Source organism: Bacillus sp. XB1 (assembly GCF_053557995.1).
On record NZ_JBNRIL010000004.1, the window covers coordinates 119,453 to 140,921 of the forward strand.

26 protein-coding genes and 1 riboswitch are annotated in these 21,469 nt (G+C 36.9%); of the genes, 24 read left to right on the forward strand and 2 right to left on the reverse strand.

The annotated features are described in order from the left end of the window. Nucleotides 1–23 precede the first annotated feature (23 nt). The 6 genes from ACK1U5_RS23600 (at nt 24) to ACK1U5_RS23625 (ending at nt 4,670) form a co-directional block, all read left to right on the forward strand. Nucleotides 24–746 (forward strand): MBL fold metallo-hydrolase, encoded by a 723-nt coding sequence (locus ACK1U5_RS23600; protein WP_113710565.1) that lies wholly within the window; start codon nt 24–26, stop codon nt 744–746. Between the two features lie 3 nt (nt 747–749). Further along, complete coding sequence (locus ACK1U5_RS23605; RefSeq protein WP_000074949.1) at nt 750–1,298, forward strand: TetR/AcrR family transcriptional regulator; 549 nt, start codon at nt 750–752, stop codon at nt 1,296–1,298. 690 nt (nt 1,299–1,988) lie between these two features. Beyond that, on the forward strand, nt 1,989–2,174 hold the full coding sequence (locus ACK1U5_RS23610) for a hypothetical protein (RefSeq protein WP_001180555.1): 186 nt from the start codon (nt 1,989–1,991) through the stop codon (nt 2,172–2,174). Between the two features lie 13 nt (nt 2,175–2,187). Next, nucleotides 2,188–2,436: a spore coat protein gene (locus ACK1U5_RS23615; protein WP_001002987.1), complete on the forward strand. Its 249-nt coding sequence runs from the start codon at nt 2,188–2,190 to the stop codon at nt 2,434–2,436. A 247-nt stretch (nt 2,437–2,683) separates the two neighbouring features. Next, nucleotides 2,684–3,634: an L-lactate dehydrogenase gene (locus tag ACK1U5_RS23620; protein WP_000820650.1), complete on the forward strand. Its 951-nt coding sequence runs from the start codon at nt 2,684–2,686 to the stop codon at nt 3,632–3,634. A gap of 22 nt (nt 3,635–3,656) precedes the next feature. Beyond that, nucleotides 3,657–4,670, forward strand: coding sequence for a PTS transporter subunit IIC (locus tag ACK1U5_RS23625; RefSeq protein WP_000666172.1), 1,014 nt, complete (start codon nt 3,657–3,659; stop codon nt 4,668–4,670). Nucleotides 4,671–4,734: 64 nt separating this feature from the next. Here ACK1U5_RS23625 and ACK1U5_RS23630 read toward each other — a convergent pair whose 3' ends face one another. Further along, entirely contained in the window at nt 4,735–5,382 is a 648-nt protein-coding gene (locus tag ACK1U5_RS23630; RefSeq protein ID WP_000713771.1) for a phosphatase PAP2 family protein, read from the reverse strand. 143 nt (nt 5,383–5,525) lie between these two features. Between ACK1U5_RS23630 and ACK1U5_RS23635 the strand changes: the two genes are divergently transcribed. From ACK1U5_RS23635 to sufB, 15 genes are all read left to right on the forward strand, one after another. Further along, nucleotides 5,526–6,053, forward strand: a complete 528-nt coding sequence (locus ACK1U5_RS23635; RefSeq protein ID WP_000826877.1) for a hypothetical protein — start codon at nt 5,526–5,528, stop codon at nt 6,051–6,053. Nucleotides 6,054–6,464: 411 nt separating this feature from the next. Then, on the forward strand, nt 6,465–6,830 hold the full coding sequence (locus tag ACK1U5_RS23640; RefSeq protein ID WP_000218968.1) for an arsenate reductase family protein: 366 nt from the start codon (nt 6,465–6,467) through the stop codon (nt 6,828–6,830). Nucleotides 6,831–6,871: 41 nt separating this feature from the next. Continuing rightward, nucleotides 6,872–7,255 carry a glycine cleavage system protein GcvH gene (gene gcvH / locus ACK1U5_RS23645; protein WP_000026896.1) on the forward strand — a complete coding sequence of 128 codons (384 nt, stop codon included), beginning with the start codon at nt 6,872–6,874 and terminating at the stop codon, nt 7,253–7,255. Nucleotides 7,256–7,754: 499 nt separating this feature from the next. Next, entirely contained in the window at nt 7,755–8,099 is a 345-nt protein-coding gene (locus ACK1U5_RS23650) for a toprim domain-containing protein (RefSeq protein WP_000640870.1), read from the forward strand. A gap of 3 nt (nt 8,100–8,102) precedes the next feature. Continuing rightward, nucleotides 8,103–8,411: a thioredoxin family protein gene (locus tag ACK1U5_RS23655; RefSeq protein WP_002062684.1), complete on the forward strand. Its 309-nt coding sequence runs from the start codon at nt 8,103–8,105 to the stop codon at nt 8,409–8,411. A gap of 152 nt (nt 8,412–8,563) precedes the next feature. Next, nucleotides 8,564–8,908, forward strand: coding sequence for a hypothetical protein (locus tag ACK1U5_RS23660; RefSeq protein ID WP_001242139.1), 345 nt, complete (start codon nt 8,564–8,566; stop codon nt 8,906–8,908). Between the two features lie 125 nt (nt 8,909–9,033). Then, nucleotides 9,034–9,141: riboswitch (SAM riboswitch) on the forward strand. Nucleotides 9,142–9,319: 178 nt separating this feature from the next. Then, the gene (locus tag ACK1U5_RS23665) at nt 9,320–10,345 is read left to right on the forward strand and encodes a methionine ABC transporter ATP-binding protein (protein WP_000601778.1); all 1,026 of its coding nucleotides are present in this window, start codon (nt 9,320–9,322) and stop codon (nt 10,343–10,345) included. Beyond that, entirely contained in the window at nt 10,338–11,003 is a 666-nt protein-coding gene (locus ACK1U5_RS23670; RefSeq protein ID WP_000359401.1) for a methionine ABC transporter permease, read from the forward strand. The genes ACK1U5_RS23665 and ACK1U5_RS23670 overlap by 8 nt, the downstream gene beginning before the upstream one ends. A gap of 22 nt (nt 11,004–11,025) precedes the next feature. Next, nucleotides 11,026–11,838, forward strand: a complete 813-nt coding sequence (gene metQ, locus ACK1U5_RS23675; RefSeq protein WP_000735096.1) for a methionine ABC transporter substrate-binding lipoprotein MetQ — start codon at nt 11,026–11,028, stop codon at nt 11,836–11,838. A 69-nt stretch (nt 11,839–11,907) separates the two neighbouring features. Further along, complete coding sequence (gene metQ, locus ACK1U5_RS23680) at nt 11,908–12,714, forward strand: methionine ABC transporter substrate-binding lipoprotein MetQ (protein WP_000722399.1); 807 nt, start codon at nt 11,908–11,910, stop codon at nt 12,712–12,714. A gap of 238 nt (nt 12,715–12,952) precedes the next feature. Next, nucleotides 12,953–13,738 (forward strand): Fe-S cluster assembly ATPase SufC, encoded by a 786-nt coding sequence (gene sufC, locus ACK1U5_RS23685; RefSeq protein WP_000929160.1) that lies wholly within the window; start codon nt 12,953–12,955, stop codon nt 13,736–13,738. A 15-nt stretch (nt 13,739–13,753) separates the two neighbouring features. Then, nucleotides 13,754–15,046, forward strand: coding sequence for a Fe-S cluster assembly protein SufD (gene sufD, locus ACK1U5_RS23690; protein ID WP_000152167.1), 1,293 nt, complete (start codon nt 13,754–13,756; stop codon nt 15,044–15,046). Then, entirely contained in the window at nt 15,046–16,266 is a 1,221-nt protein-coding gene (sufS, locus tag ACK1U5_RS23695) for a cysteine desulfurase SufS (protein ID WP_001020760.1), read from the forward strand. Before sufD ends, sufS begins: the two co-directional genes overlap by 1 nt. Beyond that, nucleotides 16,256–16,687 carry a Fe-S cluster assembly sulfur transfer protein SufU gene (gene sufU, locus ACK1U5_RS23700; RefSeq protein WP_000009523.1) on the forward strand — a complete coding sequence of 144 codons (432 nt, stop codon included), beginning with the start codon at nt 16,256–16,258 and terminating at the stop codon, nt 16,685–16,687. Before sufS ends, sufU begins: the two co-directional genes overlap by 11 nt. Nucleotides 16,688–16,735: 48 nt before the next feature. Continuing rightward, on the forward strand, nt 16,736–18,133 hold the full coding sequence (sufB, locus tag ACK1U5_RS23705) for a Fe-S cluster assembly protein SufB (protein ID WP_001118827.1): 1,398 nt from the start codon (nt 16,736–16,738) through the stop codon (nt 18,131–18,133). A gap of 314 nt (nt 18,134–18,447) precedes the next feature. Here the strand turns inward: sufB and ACK1U5_RS23710 are convergent, their stop codons facing one another. After that, nucleotides 18,448–18,678 carry a hypothetical protein gene (locus ACK1U5_RS23710; RefSeq protein ID WP_000492051.1) on the reverse strand — a complete coding sequence of 77 codons (231 nt, stop codon included), beginning with the start codon at nt 18,676–18,678 and terminating at the stop codon, nt 18,448–18,450. A gap of 229 nt (nt 18,679–18,907) precedes the next feature. Between ACK1U5_RS23710 and ACK1U5_RS23715 the strand changes: the two genes are divergently transcribed. The 3 genes from ACK1U5_RS23715 (at nt 18,908) to yunB (ending at nt 21,453) form a co-directional block, all read left to right on the forward strand. After that, complete coding sequence (locus tag ACK1U5_RS23715; RefSeq protein ID WP_080014583.1) at nt 18,908–20,299, forward strand: bifunctional metallophosphatase/5'-nucleotidase; 1,392 nt, start codon at nt 18,908–18,910, stop codon at nt 20,297–20,299. 65 nt (nt 20,300–20,364) lie between these two features. Beyond that, nucleotides 20,365–20,667 (forward strand): YunC family protein, encoded by a 303-nt coding sequence (locus ACK1U5_RS23720; protein ID WP_000248466.1) that lies wholly within the window; start codon nt 20,365–20,367, stop codon nt 20,665–20,667. A gap of 54 nt (nt 20,668–20,721) precedes the next feature. Further along, nucleotides 20,722–21,453, forward strand: coding sequence for a sporulation protein YunB (gene yunB, locus ACK1U5_RS23725; protein ID WP_087875908.1), 732 nt, complete (start codon nt 20,722–20,724; stop codon nt 21,451–21,453). Nucleotides 21,454–21,469 lie beyond the last annotated feature (16 nt).

A 21,469-nucleotide genomic window follows, 5' to 3' on the forward strand; every position in this document is an offset into this window, starting at 1 on the left:
TTCGTGAAAAGGGAGATGGGACTATGAGGATGATACATGAAAAAACGTTATATCAATTGTCATTTTTGCCAAGAGTGTTTCCTGTGAATTGTTACTTTGTGGAGGAAGAAGATGGTTTAACTTTAATTGATGCGGCTTTGCCATATAGCGCAAAAAGTATTTTACAGGCGGCTGAGAAAATAGGAAAACCAATTACTAAGATTGTATTAACACATGCGCATGATGATCACATCGGTGCATTAGACGCATTAAAGGAAGTACTCCCTCATGTTCCAGTCTATATTTCTAAGCGGGACGCAAAGCTGTTAGAAGGAGATACGACGTTACAAAAGGATGAACAGAATATACCGATAAAAGGCGGTGTGCCTAAAAAAGTAAAAACGGTACCTGATGTTTTATTAGAAGATGGCGACCGAGTTGGATCGCTTCTTGCGATTATGACACCGGGGCATACGCCAGGCTCCATGTCATTTCTTGATGTACGAAATAAAGCTCTTATTGTTGGGGATGCATTTCAAACAAGAGGAGGTATGGCTGTTTCGGGACAAATGAAATTTTGGTTTCCGTTTCCAGCGATGGCAACGTGGAGCAAAGAAATATCAGTACAAAGTGCAGAGAAGTTAAGCGAATATGAGCCTTCCTTGCTTGCGGCAGGACATGGGAAAATGATAAAGAATCCAGGCACTGTCATAGAGCTTGCTATTAAGGAAGCGAAACGGAATATAGAAAGTAAGAAAGAGGGTTAATTTATGTCACCGAGAATCGGACTTACATTACAGAAAATTGTAGAAACAGCTACAGAAATTGCAGATACAAATGGAATACAAGAAGTAACGTTAGCTTCATTAGCACAAAGGTTAGGGATACGTTCGCCCTCACTATATAATCATGTAAAAGGGTTACAAGATGTACGGAAAAATCTTGGTATTTACGGAATAAAACAGCTGCATAACAAACTGGAAGAAGCGGCCGAGGATAAACGTATGGATGAAGCAATTCATGCATTAGGAGAAGCGTATGTAGCATTTGTCCGAAAACATCCTGGACTATATGAAGCAACTTTTTTACGAGATGAAGAAGTAAGAAAAGCAGGTGACGGAATTGTAAAGCTTTGTCTTCAAGTATTACAACAGTATGGCTTAGAAGGAGAGAATGCACTTCATGCGACACGCGGATTCAGAAGTATTTGTCATGGATTTGCTTCGATTGAACAGCAAGGCGGATTTGGTTTGCCGTTAGATCTAGATATAAGTTTACATGTATTATTGGAAACGTTTATTAAAGGGTTACGTGAATAAGAAGCAAGGTAAACAAAAACCTTAGAAGTGATTCTAAGGTTTTTTAGTGCATATGATTCGAAAAGAATGGTAGGCTTTTTCTTATGAAATGATATTATTTTGCAGGTTTGAAAAATGTATATATCGCTAAGAAAAAGCAAACGAAACTGAATACGATGGGGTCTTGATATGGACTAGGCTCAGAGCCCTTCTGGATTTCTGTAAGGAAGTCATGTGTTTTCATGTTTATTGCTCCTTTATATAAGAATACTTTTAATGAAGCTAATACTTACTAATAGAGTTGCACTAATAAACAATAGGAAAAATGTAGTGTTACGATTTTTATAATTGTTAAGTGCTATAAATAGAAAACAAATGAGAAATAACATATGTAAAGGTATAGAAGTGAATATTGGTTTTAAATTTAATATATCAATCAACAGTTTTACATAGAGGCTTGCGTAAATGATAAAGAAGATAACTTTAACATATTTTTGCATGAGCATGCCTTCCTACCATGGTTTGTTTGAGGATTATACTGTTATTATAAGGTTAGCTTTTGAATATTTGTATTTTTCTGTAACTATAACATTTTTTTGTATTTATAAATAGATGTGATTGATTTGAAATGTAAGAAAGCTTTTTCATGAATACGATTTAAAAAGAACAGAATACTAAAGGAGAATGAAAGAAGAAAGGTAGGAGTATTCCATGCAAAATTTAACAGAGCTTGAAGTAGAAAACTTACGTCATTTAATTGGTGGACACGCAACAATTATTAACAAGTTGGAGCAGTATGCACAGACGTGTACAGATCCACAATTGAAACAAATGTTACAAAAAGATGCGCAAGATGCACGAAATACGAAGCAACAATTAATGACTTTTTTAGGATAGGAGGAAGCGGAACATGAATGAAAAAGATATGGTAAATGATTATTTAGCAGGATTAAATGCAAGTTTAACAAGCTATGCAAATTATATTGCTCAGTCTGATAATGAGCAGTTACATCAAACGTTAATTCAAATTCGTAATCAAGATGAGATGCGCCAACGTAATATGTATGAGTACGCAAAGCAAAAAAGTTATTACAAACCGGCAGCACCTGCGAATCCAATGATTGTGCAGCAATTAAAAAGTCAATTAAGTGCGGAATAACGGGATGACAAAAAACGGGCGAATGAAGTCGCTCGTTTTTTGTTTTGAGCATGTCAATAAATATAAAATAAATATTTTTCCAATTGTAACAAATATGACGAAAATGGAATATAACAATTCACAAAAAGGACAAATACTTTGTTCAATATTTCACAAAGTATCCATGGTTTCTATCGTGATAACCTCTATAATTAGGAGTGTAAAGAGCAAAAGAAATAGATTATATGATCAATTAGGAGAGATTGCTATGAAAAGACATACAAGAAAAATTGCAATTATCGGTACTGGATTAGTTGGATCAAGTTGTGCGTATTCCATTGTAAATCAAGGGATTTGTGAAGAGCTATTATTAATTGATATAAATCATGAACGTGCAGTTGGGGAAGCAATGGATTTATCACATTGCATTAACTTTACAAATACAAGAACAAAAGTATATGCAGGAAGCTATGAAGACTGCAAAGATATGGACATTGTTATTATTACAGCAGGGCCAGCACCAAAACCAGGGCAAAGTCGCTTAGATACTTTAGGAGCGAGTGCGAAGATTATGGAAAGTGTTGTTGGCGGCGTAATGGAAAGTGGATTTGATGGTATTTTCTTACTTGCATCGAACCCAGTTGATATTATTACATATGAAGTGTGGAAATTATCTGGATTACCTAGAAATCGCGTAATCGGTACTGGTACATCACTAGATTCTTCTCGCTTAAGAACAATTTTATCTGAAATGCTACATGTAGACCCTCGTAGTATTCATGGGTATTCATTAGGAGAACATGGTGATTCTCAAATGGTTGCTTGGTCTCATGTAACTGTTGGTGGAAAGCCAATTCTGCAAATTTTAGAAGAACAAAAAGAACGATTTGGTGAAATAGATTTAGATGAAATTGTTGAGAAGACTGCAAAAGCTGGTTGGGAAATTTATAAACGTAAAGGAACTACTTATTACGGAATTGGAAATTCTCTAGCATATATTGCGAGTTCAATCTTTAATGATGATCACCGTGTCATTGCTGTATCAGCCATTTTAGATGGTGAGTATGGTGAATATGATATTTGTACAGGAGTACCAGCTATTATTACTAGAGACGGTATAAGAGAAGTTGTAGAACTCAATTTAACAGAGGATGAAGAATCTCGATTCGCAAAATCAAACGATATTTTACGTGATTATATGAAAACAATTGGTTACTAACTTATAGAAGAAGGTGAAACAAATGAAGGAATATATAATGTCTCGTGTATTTAAAGCATCTGCTGGAATCGCACAAGGTATTTTCGTATCCCTCGGAATTGGTTTACTGATCGAAAATATAGGAAGAATTGTTGATATACCATTACTTATTACAATCGGAGTTGTTGCAAAATCACTAATGGCACCGGCAATTGGTGCCGGAATTGCTTTTATGCTCGGTGCAAACGGTCTTGTAATCTTCTCGGCGATGGTAGCCGGAGCAATTGGTGCCGGATCCATTTCAATTACTGAAGCCGGTCTAATTATTAAAACAGGTGAGCCAATCGGTGCATTATTAACAGCAACTTTAGCTGTATATATTGGTAAACGTTTAAGCGGAAAAACTGCGTTAGATATGATGCTCGTTCCATTTGCGGCCATATTAGGTTCTGGTTTAGTTGGTATTTGGTTATCTCATAATATTACTCCTGTTTTAAATGCAGTTGGAGCGTTTATTAAAGATAGCTCAGCTGGTAGTCCGTTTATTGCTTCTATCGTCATTGCAGTAGTTTGGGGGCTATTACTTATCTCTCCAGCTTCATCAGCTGCGTTAGCAATTGCACTTAGCTTAGACGGTGTTGCAGGTGGTGCTGCTCTTGCCGGATGCGTCGCTCAGTTTATCGGATTCTCTGTCATCTCAGCGAAAGAAAATAATTTAGGTGGCATATTAGCTCAAGCACTTTGTACTCCGAAAGTACAGTTACCAAATATCACTAAAAATCCAATGATTCTCGTCCCAACTGTCGTTGCCAGTGCTATAGTCGGTCCAGTATCCGCATTAATTTTCCAACTGGAAGCAGGAAAGGAAATTGCAGGTCTTGGATTAAGTTCTCTTATCGCACCAATTAATTTAATTTCCAGCCAAGGATGGGAAGTTCTCCCGGCGATGGTAATTACTTATATCGTCATTCCAGTAGCTGTTTCTTATATACTTTACATTGCTCTTAAAAAAGCAGGTCGTATTCACTCTGGTGATATGACTGTACCGCAATCTTAAGTTGAAAATCTCCTTAATAATATATAAAAGCAGACTGAGAAGCCACAGTCTGCTTTTTGTCATGCTACATTCTATGATTTTGTTTTACTGGAACTCTTATTGGTTCTTTGGCCAATAAGAGCTGAACGCCGAAGTAAAGTATACTTGCAAGCGTCATTCCAGAAATGGCATCTACAAAGGCATGCTGCTTCGTAAATAGCGTTGATAAAATAATAAGTGTACCGAAGAAAGTAAGGATGTAATATTCAAAAGCATGCTGTTCTCTACGCTTAAAGGCAGCTAACATAATTACAAATGTAGTAAGAACGTGAATGCTAGGGAAACAGTTTACTGGCTGGTCGATACTATAAATATAGCGAACTAGTTCAGAAAATACATCTGTTCCAACGACAGTCGGACGCGGTACAGTTGTTTGCCAAAAATAATAAATAGAAAAACAAGCAAGCTTTCCAAAAATAACACTACTTAAAGTGACATAATATTGCTTTCGGTCAGCAAAGCAGTAATAAATAAGTGCGCCGTATAAGTATGGAAACCAAAGTAAATAAGGAATAATAAATGCTTTTACAAATGGAATCCAATCATCTACTACAGTTGTAACGTCTACTGCGTGAACAGTCGATTTATTTAATACGTCGTAAAGGGGACTTACGAGCACGAGTAGAAGTATATAACTTAACGGAAGAAAAGATGAAAGTTTAAATTTCTTCATGTTGATCTCCTATGTTTAGTAATGTAAGTAAATTCAATTGATTATAATATAGAAACGTGAATTGGGCTATCGATTTTACTTACATTTTCTTGAATTAACCTTACGTTTTTGTCACTTGACTAAAAAGAAGGAGAGGGTGCTAAATGAAGCGTTTATCGTATTTCTTATTTTTTATATTGATATGCCTAGTAGGTGCTGGGTGTGCAAAGGATAAAGAAGGAGAGAAATTAGAATATAATGGAAGAGCACTCGTAATTGGAGTTGTTGGAGAAAAGCCGAAAGATACGTTTAGGAATGTAAAGTTTGAAGAAATGAAGTTAGAGGAACTAGAAAAGAAATCTAAGGAAGTGGATGGTTTTCTAATAATGAAAGATCACTTTCAAGAAGCCTCAACAGAGCAGTATAAAAATGTATTTTCATCGCTAAAGAAACCAGTGTTTTTTATCGGTTTACAAGATAAATCATATTCAATTTTTATTACAAAAGGAATAGAGTATAACAGTGCACGAAAAGATGTAAATGCTATGTATACGCAAGGCTTTGCAAATATCGGAAGTGGTGAAGGGCAACAATGGGCAATTGGTTTATCTAATGGTGGAAATACAGAAGAAAGTATTCATAATATGTATATCGTCGTATTTCAAACCATCGCAGATTATTTGAATAGATGATGAGGGAGCCTGTAAACGAGGCTTCTTATTTTTTTAATCAAACGTTTGTTTAAGCTGTATGTTCGGTAGGAAGAAACTGATGTAACTCAACGGTTAACAAAGAGAAATGGAGAATTAATCAAACGTTTGTTTAAGCTGTATGTTCGGTAGGAAGAAACTCCTGTAGTTCAAAGGTTAAGAAAGAAAAATGGAGAATTAATCAAACGCTTGTTTAAGATATATGTTTGGTGCAGAATCTAAAAAATTTATATATTTATTTTTTTCTTAACAAATGGCGGAAAAATAAGAAAAATTCGCAGGATTATTAAAAATTATCACGAAATAAGTAAAAGTTTAGCGAATAATGGTTTGAAATAATAAAACGTTTTCTATATGATAAAGGTAAAGGTTAGTAAAAAAGTAGGTGAATTTATGACAGTAACATTTTATTCATATCCAAAGTGTGGCACATGTCAAAAGGCAAAGAAATGGTTTGAGGCAAACGATGTAGCATATGAGATGATTCATATTGTTGAAAATCCACCATCAAAAGAAGATTTACGTAATTTACATGAAAAAAGTGAATTACCATTAAAAAAATTCTTTAATACAAGTGGAATGCGTTACCGTGAACTTGGTCTAAAAGATAAGTTGAAAGATGCAAGCGAAGACGAAATGTATGAGCTTTTAGCATCTGATGGCATGTTGATTAAACGTCCAATTGTAACAGATGGAACGAATGTAACACTTGGTTTTAACGAAGAGCAGTTTGAAAGTGTGTGGAAAAAGTACCAATAAGGTATTTTTACATAATTAATACATTCACTGGAGGTACAGTCATGAGCATTCCAAATAATTTACGTTACTCTGAAGAACACGAATGGGTAAAAACTGAAGGTAATGAAGTTGTTATCGGTATCACTCACTTTGCACAAGGTGAGCTAGGCGATATCGTATTCGTTGAACTTCCTGAAGTAGGTGCAACAATCGAAGCTGACGAGCCATTCGGAAGCGTAGAATCTGTTAAAACAGTTTCTGAGTTATACGCACCTGTAAGCGGTAAAGTTGTAGCAGTAAACGAAGAATTAAGTGACCAACCAGAACTTGTTAACGAATCTCCATACGAGGGTGCATGGATGGTTAAAGTTGAGCTTTCTGATGCAAGCCAAGTTGAGAAGTTATTAACTGCAGAAAAATATGCAGAAATGACAAACCAAGACTAATTATAGTCGACTAAAGGACAGCCTTTGTGCTGTCCTTTTTTATTTTGTGTGAAATAATGAAATTCAAGTTATATGTAAATAAATAAGCTATTATGAGAAAAACTGTTTTGTGGTAAGGTTTCATAAGTCTTCACAATCTAAACGAGCCGCTTGCGCTTTTCATTGTCCAGCTCCCCCTCCTAGCCCTTCATGTCTAAGAACCCTCCGCACAAGAAGACAAAAAGCGTCTTCTGTGCGAAAGAACCTTAGCCAACAGGGCTAAACAGTCGGTTCCGCTTTTCTTTATGATCCAGCTCCAGCGGCTAGAACAGTCGATCATTTCACTCCTTCACTTGAGGCAAAAGGCGCCTCTAGTTCAGGAGTTCCAATGCCCTCCTGTTCTAAACGAGCCGCTTCCGCTTTTCTTTTGCAAAAATAAACAGGAAACAACATGAAAATAACGAATATACTATATACTAAGTTCAAGGTTATATAGTATATGGTGATCGGGTGATGACATATGATTTATGTAGAAAAAGTCATTATTGTAGAAGGTACATCAGATAGAAGAAAGATTGAATCTATTATTCGTGAACCGGTGGAAATTGTTTGTACAAATGGTACAATTGGTTTGTCGAAAATGGATGAGCTCGTTGATCAGTTTTTTGATAAGGAAGTGTATGTGCTAGTGGATGCTGATGATGCTGGAGAAAAGTTAAGGAAACAATTTCGAAAAGAATTTCCGCAAGCCGAGCATATCTATATTGATCGCTCGTACCGAGAAGTGGCAACTGCGCCATCTACACACTTAGCAAATGTATTATGGGGAGCCGACATTGACGTTTATACAGAATATTTACGGTAAGGAATGATAGAAGTGATTGATTGGACAGGAGCCGAAGCTACAGCCCTAATAGAGAACGAAGAAAAAACAGTATTATATGTATATACTCCAATGTGTGGAACATGCCAATTAGCAAAAAAGATGTTAACAGTCGTTGAGATGACAATTGAAGGCCTCAAAATTGGGATGTTAGATTTAAATTATGCTCCGTATTTAGCGAAAGAGTATGGGATTGAAAGTGTACCTTGTTTACTTGTTTTTGAAAATGGGACACTGATGAAGAAGATATACGCATTTCATTCGGTTGAATATTTATATACGGAATTAAAGTAGGCGGCAAAATTTTTGCCGCCTCGACATATTTCTTGGGAAATATGTCGAGATGCAGGGTGGATACAGTATTTGTCGAGCGAAAATAACAGGATTGCTCTTTAGTGAGAGGGAATGGTATGTAATAGAAAGTGATATGAAGGATGTGATTTAGGGTGAGATTATATTCTTTGCTTCAATCATTTGTAAATTACGCTAATGGTCAATATCATTTAGAACCGCTTTTAAGACAAGAAGAAAAAACTGTTAATTTTCGCTTTGGAGATGAAAGTTGTTCGTTACAAATTTCAAGAGATTATATAGAGCTGGTACATGAGGAAAGAGGAACGGAACAAATCATTTGCTTAGATGAAAAGGATATAGAACAATTGGTGAATGGAAATGTACGATTGCAAATGTTAATGAACGATGGACGTGTACAATATTCAGGAACGTACCGAACGATGTTATTAGTGGAATCGATGTTTCATATATGTAAACCGATGTCAGTAGGTGCTTAAAATTCTGAAGTTTCATTTTTTGCGAAAATTTCTGTTGACATGGTGAGTGTATATTGATACAATTCAAGTCATAAAATATAGACAATTTCATAAATTTCAAATCAGACGAAAATTGAATCTGATTTCTCTTATCAAGAGAGGTGGAGGGACTGTGCCCTGTGAAGCCCGGCAACCGTCAACTTATGTTGAAATGGTGCCAATTCCTGCAAAGCGAATGCTTTGAGAGATGAGAGAGAGGGATAATGTTGTTATATACGCATATAAACCTTTCTGCTTCTCTAAAGCAGGAAGGTTTTTTTATTGTTTGAATGTGGAGGACATTCAAATAATAAAAGTAATGATAACAGTGGACTACACGCATTAAAAATAAAAAATTGCGGAGTCGATCCAAACAAAAAAGGGGTGAACATCATGATTCTATTAGAGAACGTAAAGAAAATATATAAGGCGAAAAGCGGTGATGTCACTGCTGTAGATAACGCCAATTTAAAAATAGAAAAAGGCGAAATATTTGGTGTTATTGGATATAGCGGCGCTGGAAAAAGTTCGTTAATCAGATTGTTTAATCAGTTAGAGAAACCGACTTCTGGCCAAATTACAATTGCGAATCGTGTTATATCAGCAATTACAGGAAGTGAACTTCGTAAGGCAAGACAAGAAATCGGAATGATTTTTCAACACTTCAACTTACTTTGGTCACGAACTGTACGTGAAAATATTGAGTTTCCACTTGAAATTGCAGGTGTTGATAAAGCGAAGAGAAGAAAACGTGTTGATGAATTAATTCATCTTGTTGGATTAGAAGGAAGAGGAGACGCGTACCCATCTCAGCTGAGTGGAGGACAAAAGCAACGCGTCGGGATTGCAAGAGCATTAGCTAACAATCCACAAGTGCTTTTATGTGATGAAGCAACGTCAGCTCTTGATCCGGAAACGACAGATCAAATTTTAGATTTACTATTAGACATTAATAAGCGCCTTGGTTTAACAATTGTACTCATTACACATGAAATGCACGTGATTCGAAAGATTTGTAACCGAGTGGCGGTAATGGAGAGAGGAAAGATTGTAGAAACAGGTCCAGTACTTGATGTATTCCGTAATCCGAAGCAAGATATTACGAAACGATTTGTACAGCAGTTAACAGATTCTGAAGATACAAATGAAACAATTGAAAATTTAATTGAAAAATATCCAGATGGAAAAGTAATTCGTTTGCAGTTTATCGGTGAGGCTGTAGAAAGACCAGTGCTTCAACGATTAATGCAACGCAGTGATATAGAAGTTAGCATTTTGCAAGGAAATATTGCACAAACGAATAACGGTTCTTACGGTAGTTTAGTTGTTCATTTAAATGGTGAGGAAACAGCGATCCAGCAAGCAATAGAAGGAATTCATCAAGATCAAGTAGAGCTGGAGGTGATTGCACATGGATAAGTTACTCGCAAATGTTGATTGGAATCAAATGTTAGAAGCAACTGGTGAAACGTTATATATGACGGCAATCGCAGCCCTTGCGACATTTGTTTTAGGACTAATTTTAGGATTGTTACTCTTCATGACAGCAAAAGATAATTTATGGGAAAACAAATCAATTAATACGGTGATTGGAGCATTCGTAAATATATTCCGCTCTATACCGTTCATCATTTTAATTATTTTATTAATCCCATTTACAAAGATTCTTCTTGGAACAATTCTTGGAGCAAGTGCAGCTCTGCCGGCTTTAATTATTGGAGCCGCACCATTCTACGCGAGAATGGTTGAAATTGCACTTCGCGAAATTGATAAAGGTGTAATTGAAGCTTCAAAAGCAATGGGAGCAAAAACAAGCACAATTATTTTGAAAGTGTTAATTCCAGAATCATTACCAGCATTAGTATCTGGTATTACGGTTACGACAATTGCTTTAGTAGGCTATACAGCAATGGCGGGAGTTGTTGGTGCTGGTGGCCTTGGAACACTTGCTTACTTAGAAGGATTCCAGAGAGGGAATAACGATGTAACAATCGTTGCGACAATTTGTGTATTACTAGTTGTATTTTTAATCCAGTGGATTGGTGATAGTTTAACGACTCGAATAGATAAACGATAATAAAAACGGGAGGATATTTTAAATGAAAAAATTATTACTTACGGCACTTATTTCAACTTCAATTTTTGGGTTAGCTGCTTGTGGCGGGAAAGATAAAGATGAAAAGAAACTTGTTGTTGGTGCTTCTAACGTACCGCATGCTGAAATTTTAGAAAAAGCAAAACCGTTACTTGAGAAAAAAGGAATTGAATTAGAAGTGAAAAAATTCCAAGATTACGTGTTGCCAAATAAATCGTTAGCGGATAAGGAATTAGATGCAAACTATTTCCAGCACATTCCGTATTTAGAAAAAGAAATTAAAGATAAAAAATATGATTTTGAAATAGCAGGGAAAATTCATATTGAACCAATTGGTGTATATTCTCAAAAATATAAGAGTTTAAAAGAACTTCCAGACGGGGCGACAATTATTATGAGTAATTCCGTTACTGACCATGGACGTGGTTTAGCAATTTTACAAAAAGAAGGCATTTTAAAAATTAAAGACGGAGTAGATCCAGTTAGTGCAACTCCAAAAGATATTGCAGATAATCCGAAACACTTAAAATTCAAAACGGATATTGAGCCTGGTTTGTTGCCACAAGTGTATAACAATAAAGAAGGCGACGCTGTTTTAATTAACTCGAACTATGCAATTGATGCGAAATTAAACCCAGAAAAAGATGCAATTGCAATTGAAGGCGATGATTCTCCATACGCAAACGTACTAGTGGTTCGTAAAGGTGATAAAGATAAAAAAGCGATTAAAGAGCTTGTAGAAGTATTACATTCTAAAGAAATTGAAGACTTTATTACTAAAGAATATAAAGGTGCAGTTGTTCCTGTAAAAGAATAATTGCTGAAAAAGGGCTGGTGTATGCCGGTCCTTTTTTACTACATAACTATAGGGAGAAGGGGACGTCATATGAAAAAGATTCTATTGTCAGTTGTTACAGCATTATCTGTATTTACATTAGCTGCTTGCGGAGGGAAGGAAGAGAATAAGCTTGTTGTGGGAGCTTCTAACGTGCCGCACGCTGTTATTTTAGAAAAGGCACAGCCGATATTAGAGAAAAAAGGCATTAAGTTAGAGATTAAAAAGTTTCAGGATTATGTACTGCCAAATAAAGCGTTAGCGGATAAAGAAATTGATGCGAACTACTTCCAGCATATTCCGTACTTAGATAAAGAAATTCAAGAAAAGGGATATAAAATTGTAAACGCAGGAAAAATCCATTTAGAGCCGATGGGTATTTATTCTAAGAAGTATAAAAGCTTAAAAGACTTACCAGATGGCGGGACAGTGATTATGAGTAATAACGTAGCGGAGCGTGGCCGTATGCTAGCACTGTTACAAAAAGGCGGCGTTATTAAATTAAAAGACGGAGTAGATGTTGTTAAGGCAACAGTAAAAGATGTAGTCGAAAATCCGAAAAACTTAAAGTTTAAAACAGATGTAGAGCCTGGATTGTCACCAAAGCTGTATGAAAATAATGAAGGTGATGCTTTATTTATTAATTCAAACTATGCAATTGATGCAAAATTAAATCCAACAAAGGATGCAATTGCGATTGAAGGAGCAGACTCTCCGTATGCAAACATCATTGCAGTTCGTAAAGGTGATGAGAAGAAAAAAGAAATTAAAGAGCTAGTAGAAGTGCTACATTCAAAAGAAATTCAAGATTTTATTAATAAAGAATATAAAGGTGCTGTACTTCCGGTAAGTGAATAAATATAAGGAAAGGGCTGGAAAATTACCAGTCCTTTTTTCTTTATATAAATAAGAAGAAAGGTGTATCATAGAAAGATGTGAAGGAAATACTTATATACATTTGTGAAAAAACGGTTACTTTTTTTCGTCGTTTGCGATATCATTTTATTTGATATAAAATTAGAATGAGAATAAAATGAGAATATGAACGTTTTAGGAATTTTTAAAATGTATATATAGGATTAATGGAGGTATTGAGATGGCTGGTTCTACATTAACGGTTAAAGACTTACACGTATCAATTGATGGCAAAGAAATTTTAAAGGGTGTAAACCTTGAAGTAAAAGGTGGAGAAATCCACGCAATTATGGGACCTAACGGAACAGGTAAATCAACTTTATCTTCTGCAATTATGGGCCACCCAAAGTATGAAGTAACAGAAGGTAGCATCATCATCGACGGTGAAGATGTATTAGAAATGGAAGTAGACGAGCGCGCACAAGCAGGTCTATTCCTAGCAATGCAATATCCAAGTGAAATTAGCGGAGTAACAAACGCTGACTTCTTACGTTCTGCAATTAACGCACGTCGTGAAGAAGGCGATGAAATTTCTCTTATGAAATTTATCCGTACATTAGATAAAAATATGGAATTCCTAGAAATGGATCCAGAAATGGCACAACGTTACTTAAACGAAGGTTTCTCTGGTGGAGAGAAAAAACGTAATGAAATCCTTCAATTAATGATGATTGAGCCAAAAATCGCAATCTTAGATGAAATCGACTCAGGTCTTGATATCGATGCATTAAAAGTTGTATCTAAAGGTATTAACGAAATGCGCGGCGAAGAGTTCGGTTGCCTAATGATTACGCATTACCAACGTTTATTAAACTACATCACTCCAGACTTCGTTCACGTTATGATGAACGGTCGTATCGTTAAATCTGGTGGCCCTGAGCTTGCACAACGTCTAGAAGCTGAAGGTTACGACTGGATTAAAAAAGAATTAGGTATTGAAGACGAAACAACAGAGCAAGAAGCGTAAGAGAGGAGCATAAACATGACAATCGGTACATTACCTTTCGATCAAGAAACAATCCGTCAACGCGCAAGCGAAGTAAACGAAGCTGCTTGGTTGACTGAGTTCCGCTTACAAGCTCTTGCACAAGCAACTGAACTTCCAATGCCAACGCCTGATAAAACGAAAATTGACAAATGGGACTTTATCGGAAAAGGCGACGCTGCTAAGCAAGAGCCTGTAAGTTCTTTAACTGAACTTCCAGAAGCAGTGAAAAACTTAATCGATGAAAATAACAGCGTATTAGTACAACGCACTGGTACAACTGCATTCGTTTCTTTAGCAGACGAAGCAAAAGAAAAAGGTGTTATTTTTACAGACATCGTAACAGCAGCAACTGAGCATGCTGAACTAGTACAAAAGTACTTAATGAAAGACGGCGTGAAAGTAGACGAGCATCGTCTAACTGCACTTCATGCTGCATTAATCAACGGTGGTGCATTCGTATATGTTCCGAAAAACGTTGTTCTTGAAACTCCACTTCAAGCTGTATTCTTAGTAGACGGCGAAGAAGCTAACGTATATAACCACGTACTATTCGTAGCTGATGCGAACAGTACTGCAACTTATGTAGAAAACTATGTTGCAAATGAAAATGCTAAAGGTATTGCAAATATCGTAGCAGAAGTAATCGTGGAACAAGGCGCACAAGTGAAATTCGGTGCGGTTGATCTATTAGCAAAAGACGTAACAACTTACGTTAACCGCCGCGGCGTTGTAGGACGCGACGGCCGTATTGATTGGGCTCTAGGCCTTATGAATGACGGAAACACAATTTCAGAGAACGTTACGAACTTAATGGGCGACGGTTCATATGCTGATACGAAAACAGTAACAATTGGCCGTGGTAACCAAACACAAAACTTTACAACTAAAGTTGTTCACTTCGGTAAACATTCTGAAGGTTGGATTTTAAAACACGGTGTACAAAAAGATAGTGCAACATCTATCTTTAACGGAATTGGTAAGATTGAACACGGTGCATCTAAATCAAATGCACAACAATCTTCTCGCGTTCTTATGTTAGATGAAAAAGCTCGCGGTGATGCAAACCCAATTCTTTTAATCGACGAAGATGATGTAATGGCAGGTCACGCAGCTTCAGTAGGTCGCGTAGATCCAGTCCAACTATACTACTTGATGAGCCGTGGTATTCCAAAACGCGAAGCAGAACGTTTAGTCATCCATGGATTCTTAGCACCTGTAGTTAATGAGCTTCCAATTGAAGGAGTAAAGGCACAGCTTGTTGAGGTAATTGAAAGGAAAGTTCGCTAATGAATATTCATGAAATACGCAAACAGTTTCCAATTCTTGATCAAAAAGTGAACGGCAAACAACTTGTTTATTTCGATAGTGCAGCAACTTCTCAAAAACCAATTCAAGTCATTGAAACGTTAGAACGTTACTATAAAGAATATAATTCTAACGTGCATCGCGGTGTTCATACGCTCGGTACGAAAGCTACCGACGCGTATGAAGGTGCACGTGAGAAAGTTCGCAAGTTTATCAATGCGAAATCAATGGAAGAGATTATTTTCACGCGCGGAACGACAACTGCATTAAATACAGTAGCGGCTAGCTATGGTCTTGAAAATGTAAAAGAGGGCGATGAAATCGTTATTTCTTACATGGAGCACCATAGTAATATCATTCCGTGGCAACAAGTTGCGAAGAAAACTGGTGCAACTTTAAAATATCTTCCGCTTCAACCAGATGGGACAATTTCAATAGAAGATGCTCGTCAAACAATTACACCGAATACAAAAATCGTTTCTATCATGTATGTTTCTAACGTACTTGGAACGATTAACCCTGTAAAAGAAATCGGAGCAATTGCACACGAAAATGGCGCAATTATGGTCGTTGACGGTGCACAAAGTACACCTCACATGAAAGTAGATGTACAAGATTTAAACTGTGATTTCTACGCATTATCTGCTCATAAGATGTGTGGCCCTACAGGTATCGGCGTATTATATGGTAAAAAAGAATTGCTAAACAATATGGAGCCAATTGAATTTGGTGGTGAAATGATTGATTTCGTAGATTTACAAGAATCTACTTGGAAAGAGCTTCCGTGGAAGTTTGAAGCAGGTACACCGATTATCGGTAATGCAATCGGACTTGGTGCGGCAATTGATTTCCTAGAAGAAATCGGTCTTGATAATATTGAAAAGCATGAGCATGAATTAGCGCAATACGCTTTAGAAAGACTATCAGAAGTAGATGGCGTTACAATTTATGGTCCAAAGCATCGCGCTGGTCTTGTTACATTTAATATTGAAGACGTACATCCTCACGATGTAGCGACTGTATTAGATGTAGAAGGCATTGCAGTTCGCGCAGGACATCACTGTGCACAACCGCTTATGAAGTGGCTAAAAGCTTCTTCAACAGCACGTGCGAGCTTCTATTTATATAATACAAAAGAAGAAATTGATACATTTGTTGACTCGCTAATCAAGACAAAGGAGTATTTCACAAATGTCATTTAATAATTTAGATACGTTATATCGTCAAGTTATTATGGATCATTATAAAAATCCTCGTAACCATGGCGTATTAGAAGATAGTGTTACCGTTAACTTGAACAATCCAACTTGCGGCGATCGTATTCAACTTACGATGAAAGTAGAAGAAGGTATTGTGCAAGAGGCGAAGTTTGAAGGCGAAGGATGTTCAATCTCAATGTCTTCAGCTTCAATGATGACACAAGCAGTAAAAGGTAAGAAAATTGAAGAAGCACTTCAGCTTTCGAAAATTTTCTCTGACATGATGCTAGGAAAAGAGTACGATGACAGCATCGATTTAGGAGATATTGAAGCATTACAAGGCGTATGCAAGTTCCCTGCACGTATTAAATGTGCAACATTAGCGTGGAAAGCGTTAGAAAAGGGCTTAAACGAAGATAAGTAATGTTAAAGGTTCCTAAAAACGAGGTTATCTAAGGAGGGACACACCAACATGGCGAAGCAACTGCCAGATATCGGCGATTATAAATATGGTTTCAAAGACAAAGACGTTTCGATTTTCCGTGCTGGACGCGGTTTAACAAAAGAAATCGTTGAAGAAATTTCACGTATGAAAGAAGAACCACAGTGGATGTTAGACTTCCGTTTAAAATCACTGGATAAGTTCTACGAAATGCCAATGCCACAATGGGGCGGCGACTTAAACGACTTAGATTTCGATGAAATTACGTACTACGTAAAACCATCTGAGAAATCTGAGAAGTCTTGGGATGAAGTACCTGATGAAATTAAAGCAACATTTGATAAATTAGGTATTCCAGAAGCTGAGCAAAAATATTTAGCTGGTGTATCTGCACAGTACGAATCTGAAGTTGTATACCACAACATGAAAGAAGACCTAGAAGCTCTAGGAATCGTCTTCAAAGATACAGATAGCGCATTAAAAGAGAACGAAGATATTTTCCGTGAACATTTCGGAAAAGTAATCCCACCAACAGACAACAAATTCTCTGCATTAAACTCTGCAGTTTGGTCTGGTGGATCATTCATCTACGTTCCAAAAGGTGTTAAAGTTGATACACCACTTCAAGCGTATTTCCGTATTAACTCTGAAAATATGGGACAATTCGAACGTACGCTTATCATCGTAGACGAAGGCGCACACGTACACTACGTAGAAGGTTGTACAGCACCTGTTTACACTACTAACTCACTTCACAGTGCGGTAGTAGAAATCATCATTAAAAAAGATGCTTATTGCCGTTATACAACAATCCAAAACTGGGCGAACAACGTATACAACCTAGTTACAAAACGTGCGGTTTGTGAAGAAAACGCAACGATGGAATGGATTGACGGTAACATCGGATCTAAATTAACGATGAAATACCCAGCAGTTATCTTAAAAGGCGAAGGCGCTCGTGGTTTAACATTATCTATCGCGATTGCTGGTAAAGGCCAACACCAAGATGCTGGTGCGAAAATGATTCACTTAGCACCAAACACGTCTTCAACAATCGTTTCTAAATCGATTGCGAAGCATGGTGGTAAAGTAACTTACCGTGGTATCGTACACTTCGGACCAAAAGCGAAAAACTCTCGCTCTAACATCGAGTGTGACACGTTAATCATGGATAACCAATCTACATCTGATACAATTCCTTACAACGAAATCAAAAACGATTACGTTTCACTTGAGCACGAAGCGAAAGTATCTAAAGTATCAGAAGAACAATTATTCTACCTAATGAGCCGTGGTATTTCTGAGCAAGAAGCTACAGAAATGATCGTAATGGGCTTCATTGAACCATTCACTCGCGAACTTCCAATGGAATACGCAGTTGAAATGAACCGCCTAATCAAGTTTGAGATGGAAGGTTCTATTGGTTAAATAGATTAAAGAAGCGTCCTGCTGTGCAGGACGCTTTTTTATGTTGTTCTTGGTTGAGGGCAGGATGGTAGGGATACCCAGGTGGGTTTTCAGTTAAATATATCAACGATTTTTCAAATATATCGACCATAACTCGGAATATATCAGCGATTATTGCAATATATCGACGATTCGACAAGGGATATCGACTTATCGACAAAGTAAGACAAAAGAAATTTTTCCTATACCCCCGCAACATAAAGTGAAACTTTAATCAGTGGGGGGCTTACTGCCCGTTAAATGCGGGATAAAAATAGAGCTAGCGATAACTAGCTCTAAAATCCGAATCCTACAAATATAAAAGGAATGCCTATTAATACAAAGAGAATTAATAGAAGTAAGATAAAGATACCGGCAAATCTCAGTTTGCTAGCTTCGTTTTTAGATATTGCAACCATGCTAAACATGAAGCCGAGAATAACGAGAGGGAAGCTAATAAATAGATATAGATTCGGTAAGTAAAGTACCGAAGCGATAAATAAAATGCTTCCTATTAATGAAAACACGAGTGAGAGTAAGCTATAAAGTTTAATAAGAACACCTCCTATATAGATGATAAAGCAGAAAAATTTATATGGAAAGGACAATCTTTTGCTTTTTCTCACAATGCGAGTACAATGTAAAATAGCAAGAAAAGACGAAAAGTATTTACAGGATTATTGCGTACGCATAGCGTAAATGGCAGTAAGGAACTGAGAGGAGGTTTTTTCTCTGAATATAAATAAAGAAACAATCATCCACCTTTATCATACAAACGATATACATAGTCATTTTGAAAATTGGCCGCAAATTTCTCGGTTTGTTCTAGGGGAGAAAAAGCGAAGACAGGAAGCGGGAGAGACTGTTTTGACGGTTGATATCGGCGATCATGTGGATCGTTTTCATAGTATTTCGGAAGCGACGAATGGACTTGGGAATACGAAGCTTTTGAATGAGGCGTTATATGATTATGTAACGATCGGAAATAATGAAGGAATTACGTTAGCGAAGGAGCATTTGAATCGGCTCTATGATGATGCTGGATTTGAAATACTTGTCGCAAATTTATTTGAAAAAGAAGGGGTACGTCCGTCATGGGCAAGGCCTTATAAATTGCATACAACGACGGATGGGATTACCATTGCTTTTATCGGATTAACGGTAGCTTATCCAGAGTTTTATCAGATGCTCGATTGGCATATTGAAGATCCCATTATTCATTTAGAGTCTATTTTAGAAGAAGTGAAAGATGAGGCTCATATTACGGTTGTCCTTTCTCACCTTGGAAAAAGTATGGATGAGTATATGGCAGAGCATTATGATATAGATGTTATTTTAGGAGCACATACGCATCATTTATTTGAGCGTGGTATTCTACTGAATAATACTTTACTTTGTTGTTGTGAAAAGTGGGGACGTTACGTTGGTCACGTGCAGCTTACTGTGGATATCGAGATGAAGAAATTGCTGAAAAAAGACGGTAGAGCGATTAAGACGGAACGGTTAGGTGCTTATAGCAAGCCGTTATCCACAATTGAAATACTGCAGGAAGAAAGTGAGCATATAATGGCAGAGTCTGTCGTTCATTTAAAAGAGTCATTACCGGTTGATTGGTTTCAGGAGACGCCGTTTTCTCACATGTTAGCAAGTGCGCTGAAAACATGGTGCAATGCAGAGATTGGCATGGTGAACGCTGGTGTACTTCTTGAAGGGTTAGAAGAGGGTGTTGTAACGCGCGGAGATATTCACAGAATTTGTCCACATCCAATTAATCCGTGTGCTTTGAAAGTTCCAGGAAAGATATTAAGAGAAGTTATTTTGAAAGCACGTAAGCCGAATATGGAGAATCTTGAGGTGAAAGGATTCGGATTTCGGGGAAAAGTGATGGGGAAAATGATTTACGCTGGTGTAGAAGTCATTCCAGATACGATTCCCGGGAATAAAATTTTACTCGAAGATGTATTAATTAACGGGGAATCGCTGGAATTAGATCGTATATATACAGTAGGAACGATTGATATGTTTACATTTGGCTACTTATACCCAGAGCTATCCACACTTTCTGACAAACAATATTATATGCCAGAACTACTTAGAGATGTGTTAACAGATATGTTAATAACTTATACATCTTCCGTTAAACTATAGGCTAGTTAACTTGTAACACTCATTTTTCTCTTGTCATACAGATAAGAAAGAGAGGAGTGTGAACTATGGTTAATGTGGAGCCAATTATAATTGATAATTATACGTTTATTGCAGTTAGCGTGAAACTTCCAAAGACGAATTTGCTAGCTGTAATGAGCGATAAAGGATATATTATGTGTGGTGCATTAGATGTAGGTCTTTTAAATGAGAAATTAGGTGATCGCGGAATTATTGCCGGCCGTGCGGTTGGTGTAAGAACGATTGAACAACTTCTTGAAGCGCCACTAGAATCGGTAACGACTGGAGCTGAAGCATTAGGCATTCCAGCAGGTACGATTGGAAAAGAAGCATTATTAAAAATGAGATAAGCATATATCGTCCCTCCTTCTTGCATAGAAATGATATAAGAAGGAGGTTTTTTTATGAGTATATTTCGCTCGAAAAACTCGCGGTTTCGAAGGGGACCTATTGCCTTTCGGTATATACTGCTTATGTCGTTTATTCTTTTTGTTATATTACTTACGCAAGGGTTGTGGATTGTGAATAATAATATTCAGCCGACCTTAATTAAATATGGGGAAGTAGAGACACATAAAATGGCGACGTCAATTATGACGAAGGCAGTAAAGGATCGAATTAATGAAGGATTCGATGTAGATTCATTAATGAAAGTACAGAATGATAAAAACGGAAAAGTATCCACAATTAATTTAAATACAAAGCAAGTAAATGAAATTGTAACATCAACGACCACATACATAGAAAAATATTTGCAGCAAGTAGAACAAGGGAAGTTGAAGGAGCTAGGTATTTCTGAAAAAAACGGCGCGACTATGGCAGTTCCTTTTGGGCGTGTAACTGATAATGCACTTCTTGGTAATATAGGACCAGATATTCCGATTCATTTCACGCCAGTTGGACATGTGAATACAGATATTAAACAAAAAATTGAGCCGCATGGGATTAATACTACAGCGATTCAAATTGTTATGGAAATGGAAGTAACATTGCAAGTGATTATTCCATTTCATACGAAAGAGATAAAGGTGAAACAAAATGTTCCGATTGCGACGCGTATCGTTCAAGGGGAAGTGCCTACGTATTATGGAAGCGGAAGTGTTGCTGTACCTGATAAAAAGAAAACAGATAGTTAGTTGTAAATAAAGTGAA